Origin of the sequence: Enterococcus sp. AZ191, from assembly GCF_051713845.1 — a bacterium.
Taxonomy (GTDB): Bacteria; Bacillota; Bacilli; order Lactobacillales; family Enterococcaceae; genus Enterococcus_B; species Enterococcus_B durans.
Genome location: NZ_JBIOQS010000001.1, coordinates 283890 through 298944, shown reverse-complemented (window position 1 = coordinate 298944; position 15055 = coordinate 283890). Strand labels below are relative to the sequence as shown.

Genomic DNA, 15055 nt, shown 5'->3' with positions numbered 1-15055 from the left:
AGGAATCAAGGGTTTTTAATCGGATACTGGCTTTATCTTTACTAGGACTTTCATGTTTTTGGGTAAACTTTACCTGATTTATCTTAGCTGATTCTTTTCACTTTTTTCTCAACATGGAAGTGGGCTATTTCTTGAGTCGTTCTCTTTCATTACCGAGATTGCTCTATCTTTAACTCTTGTGACCTTAGTGTTTTTTGTAGCCACGCATGGTGCGTCTCTTTTCCTTTTTTTAGTTTATAAGAAATTTTTTCTTGCTGAAGTACTTCGGTACGTTTACCTTTTTCATCTAGGTATGTCACTAGTGCCTGTTGCAGTATTTTTAATGTTTTACTAGAAGCTCCACTGTTTTTCAAATGAACTATCGCTAAATGAGTCAATTCTTTTTTGAAATCTCCATTAGATAAATTAGGAATACTTGATTTATAAAATATTTGTTTTTTTATTTTGAACTGTTTCTTGACCCCTAAAATATATTTCATTGCACCATTTAAATTATTGATCATACAATTATCTTGGACATATTGTGAGGTTGCCAGATCATTGGAATGATATTCTTTCTTTGCACAACGACTGAACAAATGAAGCGGACGATATTCTTCAAATGGTCCTTTTATTAATTCGTTTCGTTCAAACCAATTCAGATGTAGCCGTCCTATACGCAATGCCTGAGTGATTGCCTTGATCTTTTGTGGTGAATTTTTGATCTTATAGATATAAATCGGTGTAATCTGTTTCTTTTTGCTATCTATGTATACAGCTTCACTCAATTTTTTTTGAATGGATTGGCTATCAGGGCTAACTATACGCATCTGTGCTTTATCATAGGTAGCAACTTCAAAATCTCCTCTGATCTTTTTGATAATCACATCCACTGCATGATACCCATCATCTCCATTTGGAAGTTTCATACAAACACTTATTGGCACAAGCAAAAAACTGTCAGGATGATCTTCTTTCAACTCATTTAAATAAAAAGGCACTAATTTTGTCTCAACAGAGCTGTTCATGCTTTTTTGAACAGATTCTTTTAACAGAGGAATATTTCTATCTTGGAACTTATCTGAGTAAACATCTAACACTTGTTGGTAAGTCGTCATAAATTCAATCACGGGATTAGGCACCTTTTTCATTTTTTCTTGAATTGGATTCCCCATTAGGTTTAAATTCTGAATGATCGTGCTACACATGTTTTTCACGTATTCTTCGCTATTTAGGTACCGCTGACGTTTTCTTTCAACCGATTGTATAAGTTTTAACCGTTTTCTTTCTCTAAATAACTCGTAAATACCCACTAATCATCACCTCAATTCAGTGTTTTCGATAAAAAAATTTTTTATCCTCTTTTTATCCTCTAAAGTGTAGTAATATTTTCTTTTAGTTTTAATTCATTTTTTCCCTAACTAGAAGTAATCGTTGCTCTTTCTTACATACTCCTTTATCTTTCTTTAAAAAAAAGGTACACTAAAATGGTAGCGCTATCTACCTACACTTTGTTTTATCGAAAGGAGAAACTTATGGGCCAGTTTAATCCTATTTCATTTGACGGTGAAGATGACCCGCGCATCAATGATGTCGTGTTATCCACGGGAAATATCAACCAAAAATATATTGTACGTGATATTGTTTTTGTGGTGGAATGCTTTGAAGCTGACTTGTTTTACCCAAATTTTAATACTGAAGATCTGTTTTTAACAACGAAACGAAAGTTAAAAAAGAAAGTGCTGGAATACGGGGCAAACGCAGTGATCAATTGTCATTTTGACTATCAGCAGCGCTCACGTGGCGAAAAACAGTGCTTGGAATTATTTGCCTACGGAACGGTCATCCAGTTTGTCCAAACTACGATTGGCTGATTACCTGATACAATTAGTACATCTTAATGCAAAAAAAGCACATGAAGCGAGGCTTCATGTGCTTTTCCTATCAAAGTAAGACTACTTGAACATCGTATACTCCGATAAGAATGATTTCTAGTAAAATATACTTGGTTTAAAAAAGTTTGTCAACGAGTATTCATTATTTCTAGAAATCATCCTTCTGTTACAAGCGTTTTTTCACTGGCTCAACGACCAAATAACGATAAGGTTCATCACCTTCTGAATGAGTTTGGACAGCTTCATTTTTACTCAACACCGCATGGATCTGCTTTCGTTCAAAAGCAGGCATTGGTTCTAAAAATACCGGTTGTCCCGTACGACTGACTTTATCCGCTGTACGTTCTGCAAGTCGTTGGATGATTTCTTGGCGTTTCTCCCGATAATTGCCTACATTCACTACCACAGAAAGCTTATTTTCAGCTACACGATGAATAAATACCTGGGCTAAATATTGTAAGGCATTCAGCGTTTTTCCATGTTTCCCGATCAATAGCCCTTGTTTTTGAGTATCCAATTGAAAAACGATCATGTTTGCTTCTCGCTTGATTTTTACTACAGCTAGTGCATCCAATTGTTTCGTAATTTCAGTGAGATAAACTGCTAATTCCGTTAAAGCTGCTTCATCACCTAATTCACTTAGTTCTTTTTTAGGCACTTCTGCTTGAGATTCTTCTTCGTAAACAATTTCTGTTATTTCAGGTTTTTCTTCTAAAACTTCTTCCACTGTTTCTTCGATCGTCTCTGAAACAGTTTCACTGATTGAAGGTTTGATCATCAAACGGGCATTCTTTTTTCCTAGACCTAAGAATCCTTTTTTACCTTCATCAAGTATCTCGATCTCTACGTTGTCTTTTGATAGACCCAAATCATTCAGTCCGAGTTGGACCGCTTCATCTATTGTCGCAGCTTCATAAATTGGCATTAGCATTACCTCCCTTATTTTCTACGTTTTTTCTTAGGATTCATTGCTTTCTTCATTGCTCGTTCTTTTTCACGAATACGTTGTGCTTCTTCTTCACGTTCTTTTCTGATTTTAAATGGATTGTTGATCAATAGCGTTTGTAGTACTTGGAACGCATTTGAGACTACCCAATATAATGAAAGACCACTGGCTAAATTGACACCCATCACTAAAATCATCACAGGCATCACGAAGTTCATGATCTTCATTGACGCATTCGACTCAAGTTGGCTCATACTACTTAAATAAGTACTTGCAAACGTAAAGATAGCCGCTAGAATCGGCAAAATAAATGTTGGATCAGCAGTTCCTAGGTTCAACCATAAAAAGTGTCCTTGTTTTAATTCTGGTACACGTGAAATGGATTGCCACAACGCCATCAAGATTGGCATTTGTACTAATAATGGTAAACAACCTGCATATGGGTTCACATTATTCTCTGCATATAGACGTTGTTGCTCTTCACGTAACTTTCTTTGTGTATCTGGATCCTTAGAACTATATTCTTGTTGCAATGCTTTCAGTTTTGGTTGAAGTTCTTGCGTTTTGCGCATACTCTTTGTCTGAAAATGCATCAAAGGCATCAGTATCACACGAATGATCAAGGTGAACAAAATGATCCCAATTCCTGCGTTACCAAATGACAATGCTTTGATCGCTTCTGCAAAATAATAAACGATGTAGCGATCCCAAATTCCTGTGCTTTGTGCACTCACTTCTCCAGTTCCACAACCGGATAAGACGACGGCAAGACCTATGATCCCTACCATCAAAAGTAAACGTTTGTATTTCTTCACTTACTCTTTTCCTCTCTATCGATTATTTTTGCAAGTTTTAAGACATGGACTAGATTGGAACGAATCTCATCGTAAGTCAACCCTTTGACACTTGGTCTGGCAATCACAATAAAATCCAATTCCGGGTCGATCTCTTCTTTTAAAGAATAAATCGCTGCACGGAGCTTGCGCTTTACATCATTGCGACATACGGCATTGCCTACTTTTTTACCTACTGAAAGCCCCACACGAAAATGCTGTTGGCCCTTTTTCTCTAAGCGGTAGATAACAAATTTACGATTAGCAAATGATGCTCCTGTTTGGAACACAGCTTGAAATTCTCGTTCTTTTTTAACACGATACGCTTTTTTCATTCGTTTTCTTTCCTTTTCTATCTCTCACTTACGTCAATAATCATACCATATTTCATGTGACTCTTTTACCCTTTCGCAAAAAAGGATATAAAAAAAACCACTGAAACCCCAGTGGCTTAAGCTGAAAGAACTTTTCTTCCTTTACGACGACGGCTTGCTAAAACACGACGACCATTTTTAGTACTCATACGTTTACGGAATCCGTGAACTTTTTGACGTTTACGTTTATTTGGTTGGTATGTTCTTTTCATGTATTCCACCTCCAAAATTTCTTATCTACTGATTAAACACAGACATACTTTGATAGTATAACGACAACTAAGGTATTTTGTCAATATAAAATAGAACGATTCTTGTTAAAATACGTATTCTATTTTTCCACAGAACTATTTTTTGCAATGTGTTTTATATGTGGAAAAAGTTATGCACACGAATTATCCACAACATTTTCCATGCCCTTTTTACACAGAATAAACACCTGTAAAAAAAGTAATCCACAGACAGGGAAAAACTTGTGAATTGATTGCTGAACAATCTGATAAATATAGATTTATTATCCACAGATACTTCTGGAGAATTTCTCCAAAATACCACTTATCCACCTGTTGATTACTCTTGTGGATAACTATTTTTCCCACTTGTGTTTTTTTCTTCTCATTCACCTCTTGATTTTGTGGATAAACGTAAAATAAAAATTTTTTCTTTTCTTTCTGTGGAAAACTTCAGCGAAAAATGATAAATTAGTACTAGTTATTCACTTTTTAATGAAGGAGGAGGCCTTATATGGTATCCCTCGATGCTTTATGGAATGAATTAAAAACCACTTACCAAAAAGATTTATCGCCTGCAAGTTATAATACTTGGATCGAAACCGCTCAACCAAGATCGTTGGATCAAAGCCAGTTAGTTGTAGAAGTTCCTAGTAAAATTCATAAAGAATATTGGGAAAAAAACCTAGCGACAAAGATCGTCGAAGTCGGTTATATGCTGACAGGTAAAGAGATCATCCCGCGTTTTGTTACCGGGGAAGAAGCAGAACAAGAAATCATTGCAGAAGTCCAAAGTCCAAAAATACCTGTAGCGAATCCCATAAAAAAAGCGATGTTGAATCCTAAATATACCTTTGACACGTTTGTTATTGGGAAAGGAAACCAAATGGCGCATGCTGCGGCATTAGTCGTTGCAGAAGATCCGGGCTCTATTTACAACCCGTTATTCTTTTATGGAGGCGTTGGTCTTGGTAAGACCCATTTGATGCATGCAATTGGTCATCAGATGCTGTTGAGCCAACCTGATGCGAAGGTCAAATACGTTAGTAGTGAAACATTTGCGAATGATTTCATCAACTCGATCCAGAACAAAACAGCAGAAGAGTTTCGTCAAGAATACCGAAACGTTGATCTTTTATTAGTTGATGACATTCAATTCTTTGCAGAAAAAGAAGCTACACAGGAAGAATTTTTCCATACATTCAATGCACTTTACAACGAAGGAAAGCAGATCGTTCTAACAAGTGATCGCTTGCCAAACGAGATACCAAAACTGCAAGAACGTTTAGTATCACGCTTTGCATGGGGGCTTTCCGTTGACATCACGCCACCTGATCTAGAAACACGAACAGCGATTTTGAGAAAGAAAGCCGCTGCTGAACGATTAGAGATCCCCGACGATACGTTAAGTTATATCGCGGGCCAAATCGATTCGAATATCCGTGAATTAGAAGGAGCTCTGGTGCGTGTCCAAGCATTTGCTGCGATGAATAGTGAAGATATTTCAACAAGTTTAGCTGCTGATGCACTGAAAACACTGAAATCTGGCAAAGGACACCCGCAACTTTCGATCCTACAGATCCAAGAAGAGGTTGCAAAGTATTACCATATTCAATTAAAGGATCTAAAAGGGAAAAAACGAGTGAAATCGATCGTTGTCCCACGTCAAATCGCAATGTATCTAGCAAGAGAGTTGACTGACAGTTCGCTGCCAAAAATCGGAGCCGAATTTGGCGGAAAAGATCACACCACAGTCATCCATGCGCACGAAAAAATCCAACACTTAGTTGATTCAAGCGTAAGCATGCAAAATGAAGTATCGGAAATCAAAAATTTTCTTTTAAATTAATCAAACCAAAGGAAAAACGCTTTGTGGATAAAAGTGAAAAAAACAAAAAAGTTATGCACACCTTTTCCACAGCTGTTTTTTCTTTTCTTTCTTGCATTTTTTTAGTTTTCCACAGAATCAACAGTACCTAATACTTTTATTATTTTATATTAACTAATAATAAATACATGTCTAAAGGAGAAACATCATGAAAGTTACCTTAAATCGAGCAAGTTTTATGCAAGAGTTGCAAACTGTTCAACGAGCTATATCAAGTAAAACAACTATTCCCATTTTGACAGGGGTCAAAATCACTCTGACACAAGAAGGATTGACGTTAACTGGTAGCAATGCAGATATTTCAATCGAAACATTTTTATCGGTCGAAAATGAAAAAGCACAAATGCAAATTGAATCTACTGGATCAATTGTTTTACAAGCTCGTTTCTTTAGTGAGATCATTCGCCGTTTACCAGAAGAGACATTCACTTTAGAAGTTTTAGAAAATAAACAAGTGGCGATCACTTCAGGTAAAGCCAACTTTTTAGTCAATGGATTAGATGCAGACAATTACCCACATCTACCGGTAGTAGAAAGTCATAACCAAATGAAATTACCTGTGCATGTCTTGACGAAACTGATCAACGAAACAGTTTTTGCCGTTTCACAACATGAAAGTCGCCCAATTCTTACTGGGGTCCATTTTATTTTAGAAGGCAATTCTTTGTTAGCTGTCGCAACAGACTCACATCGGTTGAGCCAACGAGTGATCCCAGTTGAACAAGCAGTAGATCAATTCGATATTGTCATTCCTGGTAAAAGTTTAACGGAACTTTCTCGTTCACTAACAAATGAAGAGGAAATCGTTGAAATCAGCATCATGGAAAATCAAGTACTGTTCAAAACAGAAAATATGTACTTTTATTCACGCTTGTTAGAAGGGAACTACCCTGATACGAATCGTTTGATTCCTTCAAGTTTCAATACAGAAGTTGAATTTTCAGTACCTAGCTTCTTAGCAGCGATCGAACGTGCTTCTTTATTGTCACATGAAGGACGTAACAACATCGTTCGTCTATCTATCACTTCAGATTCTGTTGTTCTTTATGGAAATTCTCCTGAAATTGGTAAAGTCGAAGAAAGTTTGAACTATGTGACAAGTAGTGGCGATCCTTTAGAGATCTCCTTTAACCCTGATTACATGAAAGCTGCATTGCGTGCTTTTGGCGATATGAGTATCAAAGTGAAATTTATTTCTTCTATTCGTCCATTTACTTTAGAACCAACAGAAGACGGTGTTCAATTTATCCAATTGATCACACCTGTACGTACAAATTAAGCAACTTTCTTGATAGATTGAAAAATTAGATGAAAAGAAATAGAAAAGAAGCAAAAAGCCCTAAAATCAATTTTAAGGCTTTTTGTTTCTTTTTGTTTAAAACACCTTTTTTTGCTTAAATCGTCTTATATGGAAAAATATATGGATAAATTTGTTTTATTGATCAAAAAAAGGTATAATAGAGTATACATTTATAATGAAAATGAGGGATGAAGAGTGAAACAACAAGTCATTCTAAAAACAGAATTTATGACGTTGGGTCAAATGCTAAAAGAAGTCACGGTGATCAGCAGTGGTGGACAAGCAAAATGGTATTTAGCTGAGAACACTGTCTTAGTAGATGGCGAACCTGAGAATCGCCGCGGACGAAAACTTTATCCCGGTATGATGGTTGAAGTTCCAGAAGTAGGAACTTTTTTTATGGTAAAAAAAGGGAAAAAAGATAATGAGGCTGAATAAGCTCTATTTAAAAAATTATCGTAACTATCAGGAATTACAAATAGAGTTTTCGAAAAATCTCGTCATTTTCTTAGGTGAAAATGCGCAAGGAAAGACGAATCTTTTGGAAAGTATTTATGTTTTAGCTATGACTAGAAGTCATCGTACAAGTAGTGAACAAGAATTGATCGGTTGGAATGATGACCAAGCATTGATTCAAGGAGAAATCACGAAAGGTACATCTAAAATCCCTCTAGAAATCTTACTTTCAAAAAAAGGGCGCAAAACAAAAATCAATCATATCGAGCAAAAGAAGTTAAGCAGTTATGTTGGACAATTGAACGTCATCTTATTTGCACCGGAAGACCTTTCTCTAGTCAAAGGTAGTCCTCAGATAAGACGAAAATTTCTTGATATGGAATTAGGACAAATCAATCCGATCTATCTTTATGATCTGGTTCAATATCAAGGGATCTTAAAACAAAGAAACCAATATTTAAAACAATTGAACGAAAAAAAGCAAACAGATCTACTTTACTTAGATATTTTATCTGAGCAGTTAGCTGAATTTGGCAGTAAAATCTTGAAAGCTCGTGCGCAATTTGTTCAGCGATTAGAGTTTTGGGCAAACACGTTGCATCAACAAATCACCCATCAAAAAGAACAATTAGAGATTGAATACGTAACAGCGATTTCTTCTTTGCATTCACAAACACAAGAAGAGATCCAAACACAGTTTTTGGCATTGCTAGATCAGAATAAAAAGAAAGATTTGTTTCGAGGGACAACAACGATAGGGCCCCATCGTGATGACCTTTCTTTTTTCGTCAATCAAAAAAACGTGCAGAATTATGGGTCTCAAGGACAACAGCGAACCACAGCTTTGAGCGTCAAATTAGCTGAAATCGACTTGATCAAAGAAGAAACAGGGGAATATCCAATTCTCTTGCTTGATGATGTGATGAGTGAATTAGATGATAATCGCCAACTGCACTTGCTAGAAACGATTGAAGGTAAAGTCCAAACTTTCTTGACAACAACCACACTTGATCATGTAAAAAATAAAATGACCGTTGAACCTGAGATTTTTTATGTTCAGCAAGGAAAAATAGAAGGAGAAGAAAGTTAAATGACAGATGAGAGAAGTTTAATTGAACGCGCTAAAGAATATGATGCCAGTCAGATTCAAGTCCTTGAAGGATTAGAAGCCGTTCGAAAACGTCCAGGAATGTACATCGGATCTACTAGTTCTGAAGGATTACATCACTTGGTATGGGAAATCGTCGATAATTCGATCGATGAAGTGTTAGCGGGATTTGCTACTAAGATTGGAGTCATTATTGAAGAAGATAACAGCATCACTGTAGTTGACGATGGCCGCGGGATTCCTGTGGATATCCAGGCAAAAACGGGTCGTCCTGCTGTAGAAACTGTTTTTACCGTGCTTCATGCAGGGGGGAAATTTGGCGGAGGAGGATATAAAGTATCTGGTGGACTTCATGGCGTTGGTTCATCCGTTGTTAATGCGTTATCGTCACAATTAGATGTAAAAGTTTATAAGGACGGCAATGTTTATTACCAACAATATCGTCGTGGTGCAGTCGTTGATGATCTAAAAATCATTGAACAAAGTGACCGTCACGGAACAACTGTCCACTTTATTCCAGACCCGGAAATTTTTACAGAAACAACTGTTTTCGATTTTAATAAATTAGCTACTCGTATTCGTGAATTAGCTTTCTTGAATCGCGGCATGCACATCTCAATCGAAGACAGACGTGAAGAAACACCTGTAGTGAAAGAATACCATTATGACGGTGGGATCAAGAGTTATGTCGAATATTTAAATGCCAATAAGACAGTGATCTTTCCAGAGCCTGTTTATTTAGAAGGCGAACAGCAAGATATCACGGTCGAAGTTTCGATGCAATATACCGATGGGTACCATTCCAACATCATGAGTTTCGCGAACAATATCCACACATATGAAGGCGGGACCCATGAATCTGGGTTCAAAACAGCATTGACTCGTGTCATCAACGATTATGCGCGTAAACAAAAGCTGATGAAAGAAAATGATGATAATTTGACAGGAGAAGATGTAAGAGAAGGCTTGACAGCAGTCATTTCTATCAAGCATCCCGATCCCCAATTTGAAGGACAAACCAAAACAAAACTGGGAAATTCAGAAGTTCGTACTGTAACTGACCGTTTATTCAGCGAGCACTTCATGAAGTTCTTGTTAGAAAATCCAAGTGTCGGACGCCAAATCATCGAAAAAGGATTATTGGCTTCTAAAGCCCGCTTAGCTGCTAAACGTGCAAGAGAAGTGACAAGACGAAAAGGTGCGTTGGAAATCAGTAATCTGCCAGGTAAATTGGCCGATTGCTCAAGTAATGATCCTGAAAAATGTGAATTATTCATCGTCGAAGGAGATTCTGCCGGTGGTTCTGCAAAACAAGGACGAAATCGTGAATTCCAAGCGATTTTACCGATCCGCGGGAAAATCCTGAATGTTGAAAAAGCCAGCATGGACAAAATTTTAGCGAATGAAGAAATCCGTTCTTTATTTACAGCGATGGGCACCGGTTTTGGAGAAGATTTTGATGTTTCTAAAGCCCGTTACCATAAATTAGTTATCATGACGGATGCCGATGTCGATGGCGCACATATTCGGACATTACTGTTGACACTATTTTATCGTTATATGCGACCTATCGTGGAAGCAGGATATGTTTATATTGCGCAACCACCATTGTATGGCGTAAAACAAGGGAAAAAAATTACGTACGTTCAGCCAGGTAAAACTGCTGAAGAAGATTTGAAAGAAGTTGTTGCTTCTTTACCAGCGACACCAAAACCTAGTGTACAGCGTTACAAAGGCTTGGGAGAAATGGACGATCATCAATTATGGGAAACAACGATGGACCCTAGCAATCGAATGATGGCTCGCGTCAGCGTGGATGATGCAATTGCAGCTGATCAGATTTTCGAAATGCTGATGGGTGACCGTGTTGAACCACGCCGTGCGTTCATTGAAGAAAATGCCCATTACGTGAAAAACTTAGATATTTAATCATGAAGGAGGAATAAAGATGAGTGAAGAAATCAGAGAGAACATCCATGATGTCAATCTAACTAGCGAAATGAAAGACTCCTTCATCGATTATGCGATGAGTGTTATTGTAGCTCGTGCACTACCGGATGTTCGAGACGGCTTGAAGCCTGTTCACCGCCGTATCTTATACGGAATGAATGAATTAGGTGTGACGCCAGATAAAGCACATAAAAAATCAGCCAGAATCGTTGGGGATGTCATGGGTAAGTATCATCCCCACGGTGATAGTGCGATCTATGAATCAATGGTCCGTATGGCACAGCCATTTAGTTACCGCTACATGTTGGTAGACGGTCACGGAAACTTTGGTTCAGTCGATGGAGATGGAGCTGCTGCGATGCGTTATACCGAAGCGCGTATGAGCAAAATCGCCACAGAGATGCTCCGTGATATCAATAAAAATACAGTCGATTTCCAAAGCAACTATGATGATACAGAAAAAGAACCTGTTGTGTTACCAGCTCGCTTTCCTAACCTTTTGGTAAATGGAACAACTGGTATTGCCGTAGGGATGGCAACGAATATTCCACCTCATAATTTGTCAGAAGTCGTGGCGGCTATTGACTTGTTGATGGAAAATCCAGATGTAACAACGAATGAATTGATGGAAGTACTTCCTGGTCCAGATTTCCCAACAGGCGGTTTAGTTATGGGTAAATCAGGTATCCGTCGTGCCTACGAAACAGGTAAAGGATCAATTACAGTTCGTGCGAAAGTGGAGATCACAGAGATGCCAAACGGTAAAGAACGTATCCTCGTGACGGAACTACCATATATGGTCAATAAAGCCAAATTGATCGAACGTATCTCTGAATTACACAGAGATAAACGGATCGAAGGAATCACTGATTTGCGTGATGAATCTTCTCGTGAAGGCATGCAGATCGTCATCGACGTTCGTCGTGATGCAAGTGCATCAGTTATTCTAAATAATTTGTATAAATTGACTTCTTTACAAAATTCATTTGGTTTCAATATGTTAGCCATCGAAAAGGGTGTTCCTAAAGTATTAAGCTTGAAGCAAATCCTTGAAAACTATGTTGAACATCAACGTGAAGTGATTACACGTCGTACGATTTTCGAAAAAGAAAAAGCCGAAGCACGTGCTCATATTCTAGAAGGTTTACGTATTGCTTTAGACCATATTGACGAAATCATTGCGATCATCCGTGGCTCTAAATCAGATGATGAAGCAAAAACAACGATGATCGAACGATTCAAACTTTCAGATCGTCAAGCACAAGCGATTTTAGACATGCGTTTACGCCGCTTGACAGGTTTGGAACGTGAAAAAATCGAAAATGAATACCAAGAATTATTAAAACTGATTACGGATTTAACAGATATTCTTGCTCGTCCAGAACGGGTAACTGATATCATCAAAACAGAATTGGCAGACTTGAACCAACGTTTTGGTGACAAACGCCGTACGGAATTATTGGTAGGCGAAGTATTGAGTCTGGAAGACGAAGACTTGATCGAAGAAGAAGAAATCGTGATCACACTAACAAATAATGGGTATATCAAACGATTAGCAAATAACGAATTCCGAGCACAACGTCGTGGCGGTCGCGGTGTCCAAGGGATGGGTGTCCACAATGACGACTTCGTCAAGAATCTGGTTTCTTGTTCGACCCATGATACATTGCTTTTCTTCACAAACAACGGAAAAGTATATCGTGCAAAAGGTTATGAAATACCAGAATATGGCCGTACAGCCAAAGGGATTCCGATCATCAATCTATTGGGAATCGATTCCAGCGAAAAGATCCAAGCAATCATCGCTGTAACTGGGCAAGCAGAAGAAGGACATTATCTATTCTTTACAACGCGCCAAGGAACGGTAAAACGAACCACTGTGACGGCATTCGCTAATATCAGAAGCAATGGCTTGATTGCGATCGGTTTGAAAGAAGATGATGAATTAGTCAATGTTCTGCTAACGGATGGTCGCTCCAATATTATCATTGGTACACATAATGGGTATTCTGTAACATTCTCTGAAGAAGCCGTTCGCGATATGGGACGTACAGCTTCAGGTGTGAGAGGGATCCGTTTACGTGAAGAAGATTATGTGGTCGGTGCAGCTTTGATGAATGAAGATCACGAAGTACTGATTATCACAGAAAAAGGGTATGGCAAACGAACAAAAGTTTCTGAGTATCCAGTAAAAGGTCGTGGTGGTAAAGGAATCAAAACAGCCAATATCACAGAAAAAAATGGTCCATTAGCTGGTCTAGCGACTGTGGTTGGAGATGAAGACATCATGTTGATCACTGATAAAGGGGTCATCATTCGTTTCAACGTAGCAACTGTTTCTCAAACAGGACGTGCAACTTTAGGGGTACGTTTGATCAAGATGGAAGCTGATACGAAAGTAGTAACGATGGCAACCGTCGAACCTGAAAGTCCAGAAGAGGCTACAAGTGAAGAAGTAGATGCATCAACGGAAACAACGGACGATCAATCGGAGGAATAATCACCGAGATGAAAAAGAGGTTGGGACAGAAGTGTTTAACTCCGAGAAATAAGAAGAAATTAACGGAAATTGCTTTTCAAATTTTTGTGAATTTCGGCTTATTTAAGAAGGAGTTGCTTCTGCTCCCACCGTTTATTCGTTTTTAGAGAATGGGACAAAAGTGTTTCTTACTTTTGTCCCACGCTCTTTTTCTTTTTGGCCTCTTGCTTTAACTGTTTATTTCGTGTATAATCAAGGATTGTGAGTAGTCTAATTTATTAGAAAACTCTCCTTGCTCTTGGGAACCTAAGAGCCGAAAGTCCATAGGGAGGTGAATATCAATGGAAAATACGAAATATGAAATCATGTATATTATTCGTCCAAACATTGATGAAGAAGCAAAAACTGCTTTAATCGAACGTTTCGATACAATCTTAAAAGATAACGGAGCTGAAGTTATCGAATCTAAAGATTGGGAAAAACGCCGTTTAGCGTATGAAATGAACGGTTACCGTGAAGGTATCTATCACATCGTTAAAGTAACTTCTCCATCATCAGCAGCTGCTGTCAATGAATTTGACCGTCTTGCTAAAATCAACGACGATATTATTCGTCACATGATTGTTAAAGAAGAAGCTTAATCATTGTTTCATGTGGAACAATGGAAAACGATGAGAGGAGATGACAATTTTGATTAATAATGTTGTACTAGTTGGACGTCTAACGAAAGATCCAGATTTACGATATACATCAAGTGGCACTGCAGTTGCAACGTTCACTTTAGCTGTCAATCGTAATTTTACTAGCCAAAACGGCAATCGTGAGGCTGACTTTATCAACTGTGTGATTTGGCGTAAATCAGCAGAAACATTAGCAAACTATGCTCGCAAAGGTACCCTTTTAGGTGTTACCGGACGTATCCAAACTCGTTCTTATGATAATCAACAAGGACAACGTGTATATGTAACAGAAGTAGTTGCTGAAAATTTCCAATTATTGGAAAGTCGTTCTGCATCTGAAAATCGTCAACAAAGCGGCGGTTCTCAAAGTTCTGGTCAATCGGCAAATAATTTTGGCGGAAGTAATAACTATAATCAAACATCTCAATCATCCAACGGTATGCCTGATTTTGATCGTGATAATTCTGATCCATTTGGCTCAAGTTCAACGATCGACATTTCAGACGATGATTTACCATTCTAAACGAATTTGATAGGAGGGAAATAGAATGGCACAACAAAGAAGAGGCGGACGTAAACGTCGTAAAGTAGACTATATCGCTGCTAACCATATTGAATATATCGATTATAAAGATATTGAATTACTAAAAAGATTTATCTCAGAACGCGGTAAAATTTTGCCACGTCGTGTAACAGGTACTGGTGCTAAGAATCAACGTAAAATTACGATTGCTATCAAACGCGCACGTATCATGGGCTTACTACCTTTCGTAAGCGAAGACTAAGAATGAAAATCAGACGACAGTCGCTAAGACTGTTGTCTTTTTTTGCCCCTGAAATTTTAGTAAAGAGCCTCGATTCAACTACAAATGATCGCTTTTCTGTACACTTTTGCCTTAAAGGACAAGCGATATAAAAATCAGATTGTTTAAACATA

General features: G+C 37.9%; 15 protein-coding genes. 10 read left to right on the top strand and 5 right to left on the bottom strand.

The genetic code is table 11. The annotated features are described in order from the left end of the window. Window positions 1–149: 149 nt before the first annotated feature. Complete coding sequence (locus IGI47_RS01505; RefSeq protein ID WP_438783133.1) at window positions 150–1154, bottom strand: hypothetical protein; 1005 nt, start codon at window positions 1152–1154, stop codon at window positions 150–152. A gap of 360 nt (window positions 1155–1514) precedes the next feature. Here IGI47_RS01505 and IGI47_RS01500 point away from each other — a divergent pair, with 360 nt between their 5' ends. Next, a complete protein-coding gene (locus IGI47_RS01500) occupies window positions 1515–1853 on the top strand; it encodes a heavy metal-binding domain-containing protein (protein ID WP_438783131.1) in 339 nt (112 codons plus the stop codon). A gap of 187 nt (window positions 1854–2040) precedes the next feature. Here IGI47_RS01500 and jag read toward each other — a convergent pair whose 3' ends face one another. From jag to rpmH, 4 genes are all read right to left on the bottom strand, one after another. Beyond that, the gene (gene jag, locus IGI47_RS01495) at window positions 2041–2799 is read right to left on the bottom strand and encodes an RNA-binding cell elongation regulator Jag/EloR (protein ID WP_311931285.1); all 759 of its coding nucleotides are present in this window, start codon (window positions 2797–2799) and stop codon (window positions 2041–2043) included. 14 nt (window positions 2800–2813) lie between these two features. Next, complete coding sequence (locus tag IGI47_RS01490; protein ID WP_311931286.1) at window positions 2814–3635, bottom strand: YidC/Oxa1 family membrane protein insertase; 822 nt, start codon at window positions 3633–3635, stop codon at window positions 2814–2816. Continuing rightward, window positions 3632–3988 (bottom strand): ribonuclease P protein component, encoded by a 357-nt coding sequence (gene rnpA, locus IGI47_RS01485; protein ID WP_311931287.1) that lies wholly within the window; start codon window positions 3986–3988, stop codon window positions 3632–3634. Before rnpA ends, IGI47_RS01490 begins: the two co-directional genes overlap by 4 nt. A 116-nt stretch (window positions 3989–4104) precedes the next feature. After that, a complete protein-coding gene (rpmH, locus tag IGI47_RS01480) occupies window positions 4105–4239 on the bottom strand; it encodes a 50S ribosomal protein L34 (protein WP_002293121.1) in 135 nt (44 codons plus the stop codon). A gap of 532 nt (window positions 4240–4771) precedes the next feature. On the opposite strand from rpmH, the gene dnaA reads away from it, so the two are divergent. The 9 genes from dnaA to rpsR all read left to right on the top strand — a co-directional run bounded on the left by dnaA (window position 4772) and on the right by rpsR (window position 14903). Then, window positions 4772–6106 carry a chromosomal replication initiator protein DnaA gene (gene dnaA / locus IGI47_RS01475; RefSeq protein WP_438783128.1) on the top strand — a complete coding sequence of 445 codons (1335 nt, stop codon included), beginning with the start codon at window positions 4772–4774 and terminating at the stop codon, window positions 6104–6106. Window positions 6107–6293: 187 nt separating this feature from the next. Then, on the top strand, window positions 6294–7424 hold the full coding sequence (gene dnaN, locus IGI47_RS01470; RefSeq protein ID WP_311931289.1) for a DNA polymerase III subunit beta: 1131 nt from the start codon (window positions 6294–6296) through the stop codon (window positions 7422–7424). Window positions 7425–7640: 216 nt separating this feature from the next. Next, window positions 7641–7883, top strand: coding sequence for a S4 domain-containing protein YaaA (yaaA, locus tag IGI47_RS01465; protein ID WP_005875799.1), 243 nt, complete (start codon window positions 7641–7643; stop codon window positions 7881–7883). After that, window positions 7870–8991: a DNA replication/repair protein RecF gene (gene recF, locus IGI47_RS01460; RefSeq protein ID WP_005875801.1), complete on the top strand. Its 1122-nt coding sequence runs from the start codon at window positions 7870–7872 to the stop codon at window positions 8989–8991. The genes yaaA and recF overlap by 14 nt, the downstream gene beginning before the upstream one ends. Continuing rightward, a complete protein-coding gene (gene gyrB / locus IGI47_RS01455; protein ID WP_438783126.1) occupies window positions 8992–10938 on the top strand; it encodes a DNA topoisomerase (ATP-hydrolyzing) subunit B in 1947 nt (648 codons plus the stop codon). A 19-nt stretch (window positions 10939–10957) separates the two neighbouring features. Beyond that, window positions 10958–13459, top strand: a complete 2502-nt coding sequence (gyrA, locus tag IGI47_RS01450; protein WP_438783124.1) for a DNA gyrase subunit A — start codon at window positions 10958–10960, stop codon at window positions 13457–13459. A gap of 320 nt (window positions 13460–13779) precedes the next feature. Next, a complete protein-coding gene (gene rpsF, locus IGI47_RS01445) occupies window positions 13780–14079 on the top strand; it encodes a 30S ribosomal protein S6 (protein ID WP_005875806.1) in 300 nt (99 codons plus the stop codon). A gap of 49 nt (window positions 14080–14128) precedes the next feature. Beyond that, window positions 14129–14641, top strand: coding sequence for a single-stranded DNA-binding protein (gene ssb / locus IGI47_RS01440; RefSeq protein ID WP_005875808.1), 513 nt, complete (start codon window positions 14129–14131; stop codon window positions 14639–14641). 25 nt (window positions 14642–14666) lie between these two features. Then, complete coding sequence (gene rpsR / locus IGI47_RS01435) at window positions 14667–14903, top strand: 30S ribosomal protein S18 (RefSeq protein WP_005875810.1); 237 nt, start codon at window positions 14667–14669, stop codon at window positions 14901–14903. Window positions 14904–15055 lie beyond the last annotated feature (152 nt).

What these genes read in the sequence shown, in the direction of transcription:
- IGI47_RS01505 (WP_438783133.1), bottom strand. Translation starts at nt 1,154, where the DNA reads ATGGGGAATCCAATTCAAGAAAAAATGAAAAAGGTGCCTAATCCCGTG.
- IGI47_RS01500 (WP_438783131.1), top strand. Translation starts at nt 1,515, where the DNA reads ATGGGCCAGTTTAATCCTATTTCATTTGACGGTGAAGATGACCCGCGC.
- jag (WP_311931285.1), bottom strand. Translation starts at nt 2,799, where the DNA reads ATGCCAATTTATGAAGCTGCGACAATAGATGAAGCGGTCCAACTCGGA.
- rnpA (WP_311931287.1), bottom strand. Translation starts at nt 3,988, where the DNA reads ATGAAAAAAGCGTATCGTGTTAAAAAAGAACGAGAATTTCAAGCTGTG.
- rpmH (WP_002293121.1), bottom strand. Translation starts at nt 4,239, where the DNA reads ATGAAAAGAACATACCAACCAAATAAACGTAAACGTCAAAAAGTTCAC.
- dnaA (WP_438783128.1), top strand. Translation starts at nt 4,772, where the DNA reads ATGGTATCCCTCGATGCTTTATGGAATGAATTAAAAACCACTTACCAA.
- dnaN (WP_311931289.1), top strand. Translation starts at nt 6,294, where the DNA reads ATGAAAGTTACCTTAAATCGAGCAAGTTTTATGCAAGAGTTGCAAACT.
- recF (WP_005875801.1), top strand. Translation starts at nt 7,870, where the DNA reads ATGAGGCTGAATAAGCTCTATTTAAAAAATTATCGTAACTATCAGGAA.
- gyrB (WP_438783126.1), top strand. Translation starts at nt 8,992, where the DNA reads ATGACAGATGAGAGAAGTTTAATTGAACGCGCTAAAGAATATGATGCC.
- gyrA (WP_438783124.1), top strand. Translation starts at nt 10,958, where the DNA reads ATGAGTGAAGAAATCAGAGAGAACATCCATGATGTCAATCTAACTAGC.
- rpsF (WP_005875806.1), top strand. Translation starts at nt 13,780, where the DNA reads ATGGAAAATACGAAATATGAAATCATGTATATTATTCGTCCAAACATT.
- rpsR (WP_005875810.1), top strand. Translation starts at nt 14,667, where the DNA reads ATGGCACAACAAAGAAGAGGCGGACGTAAACGTCGTAAAGTAGACTAT.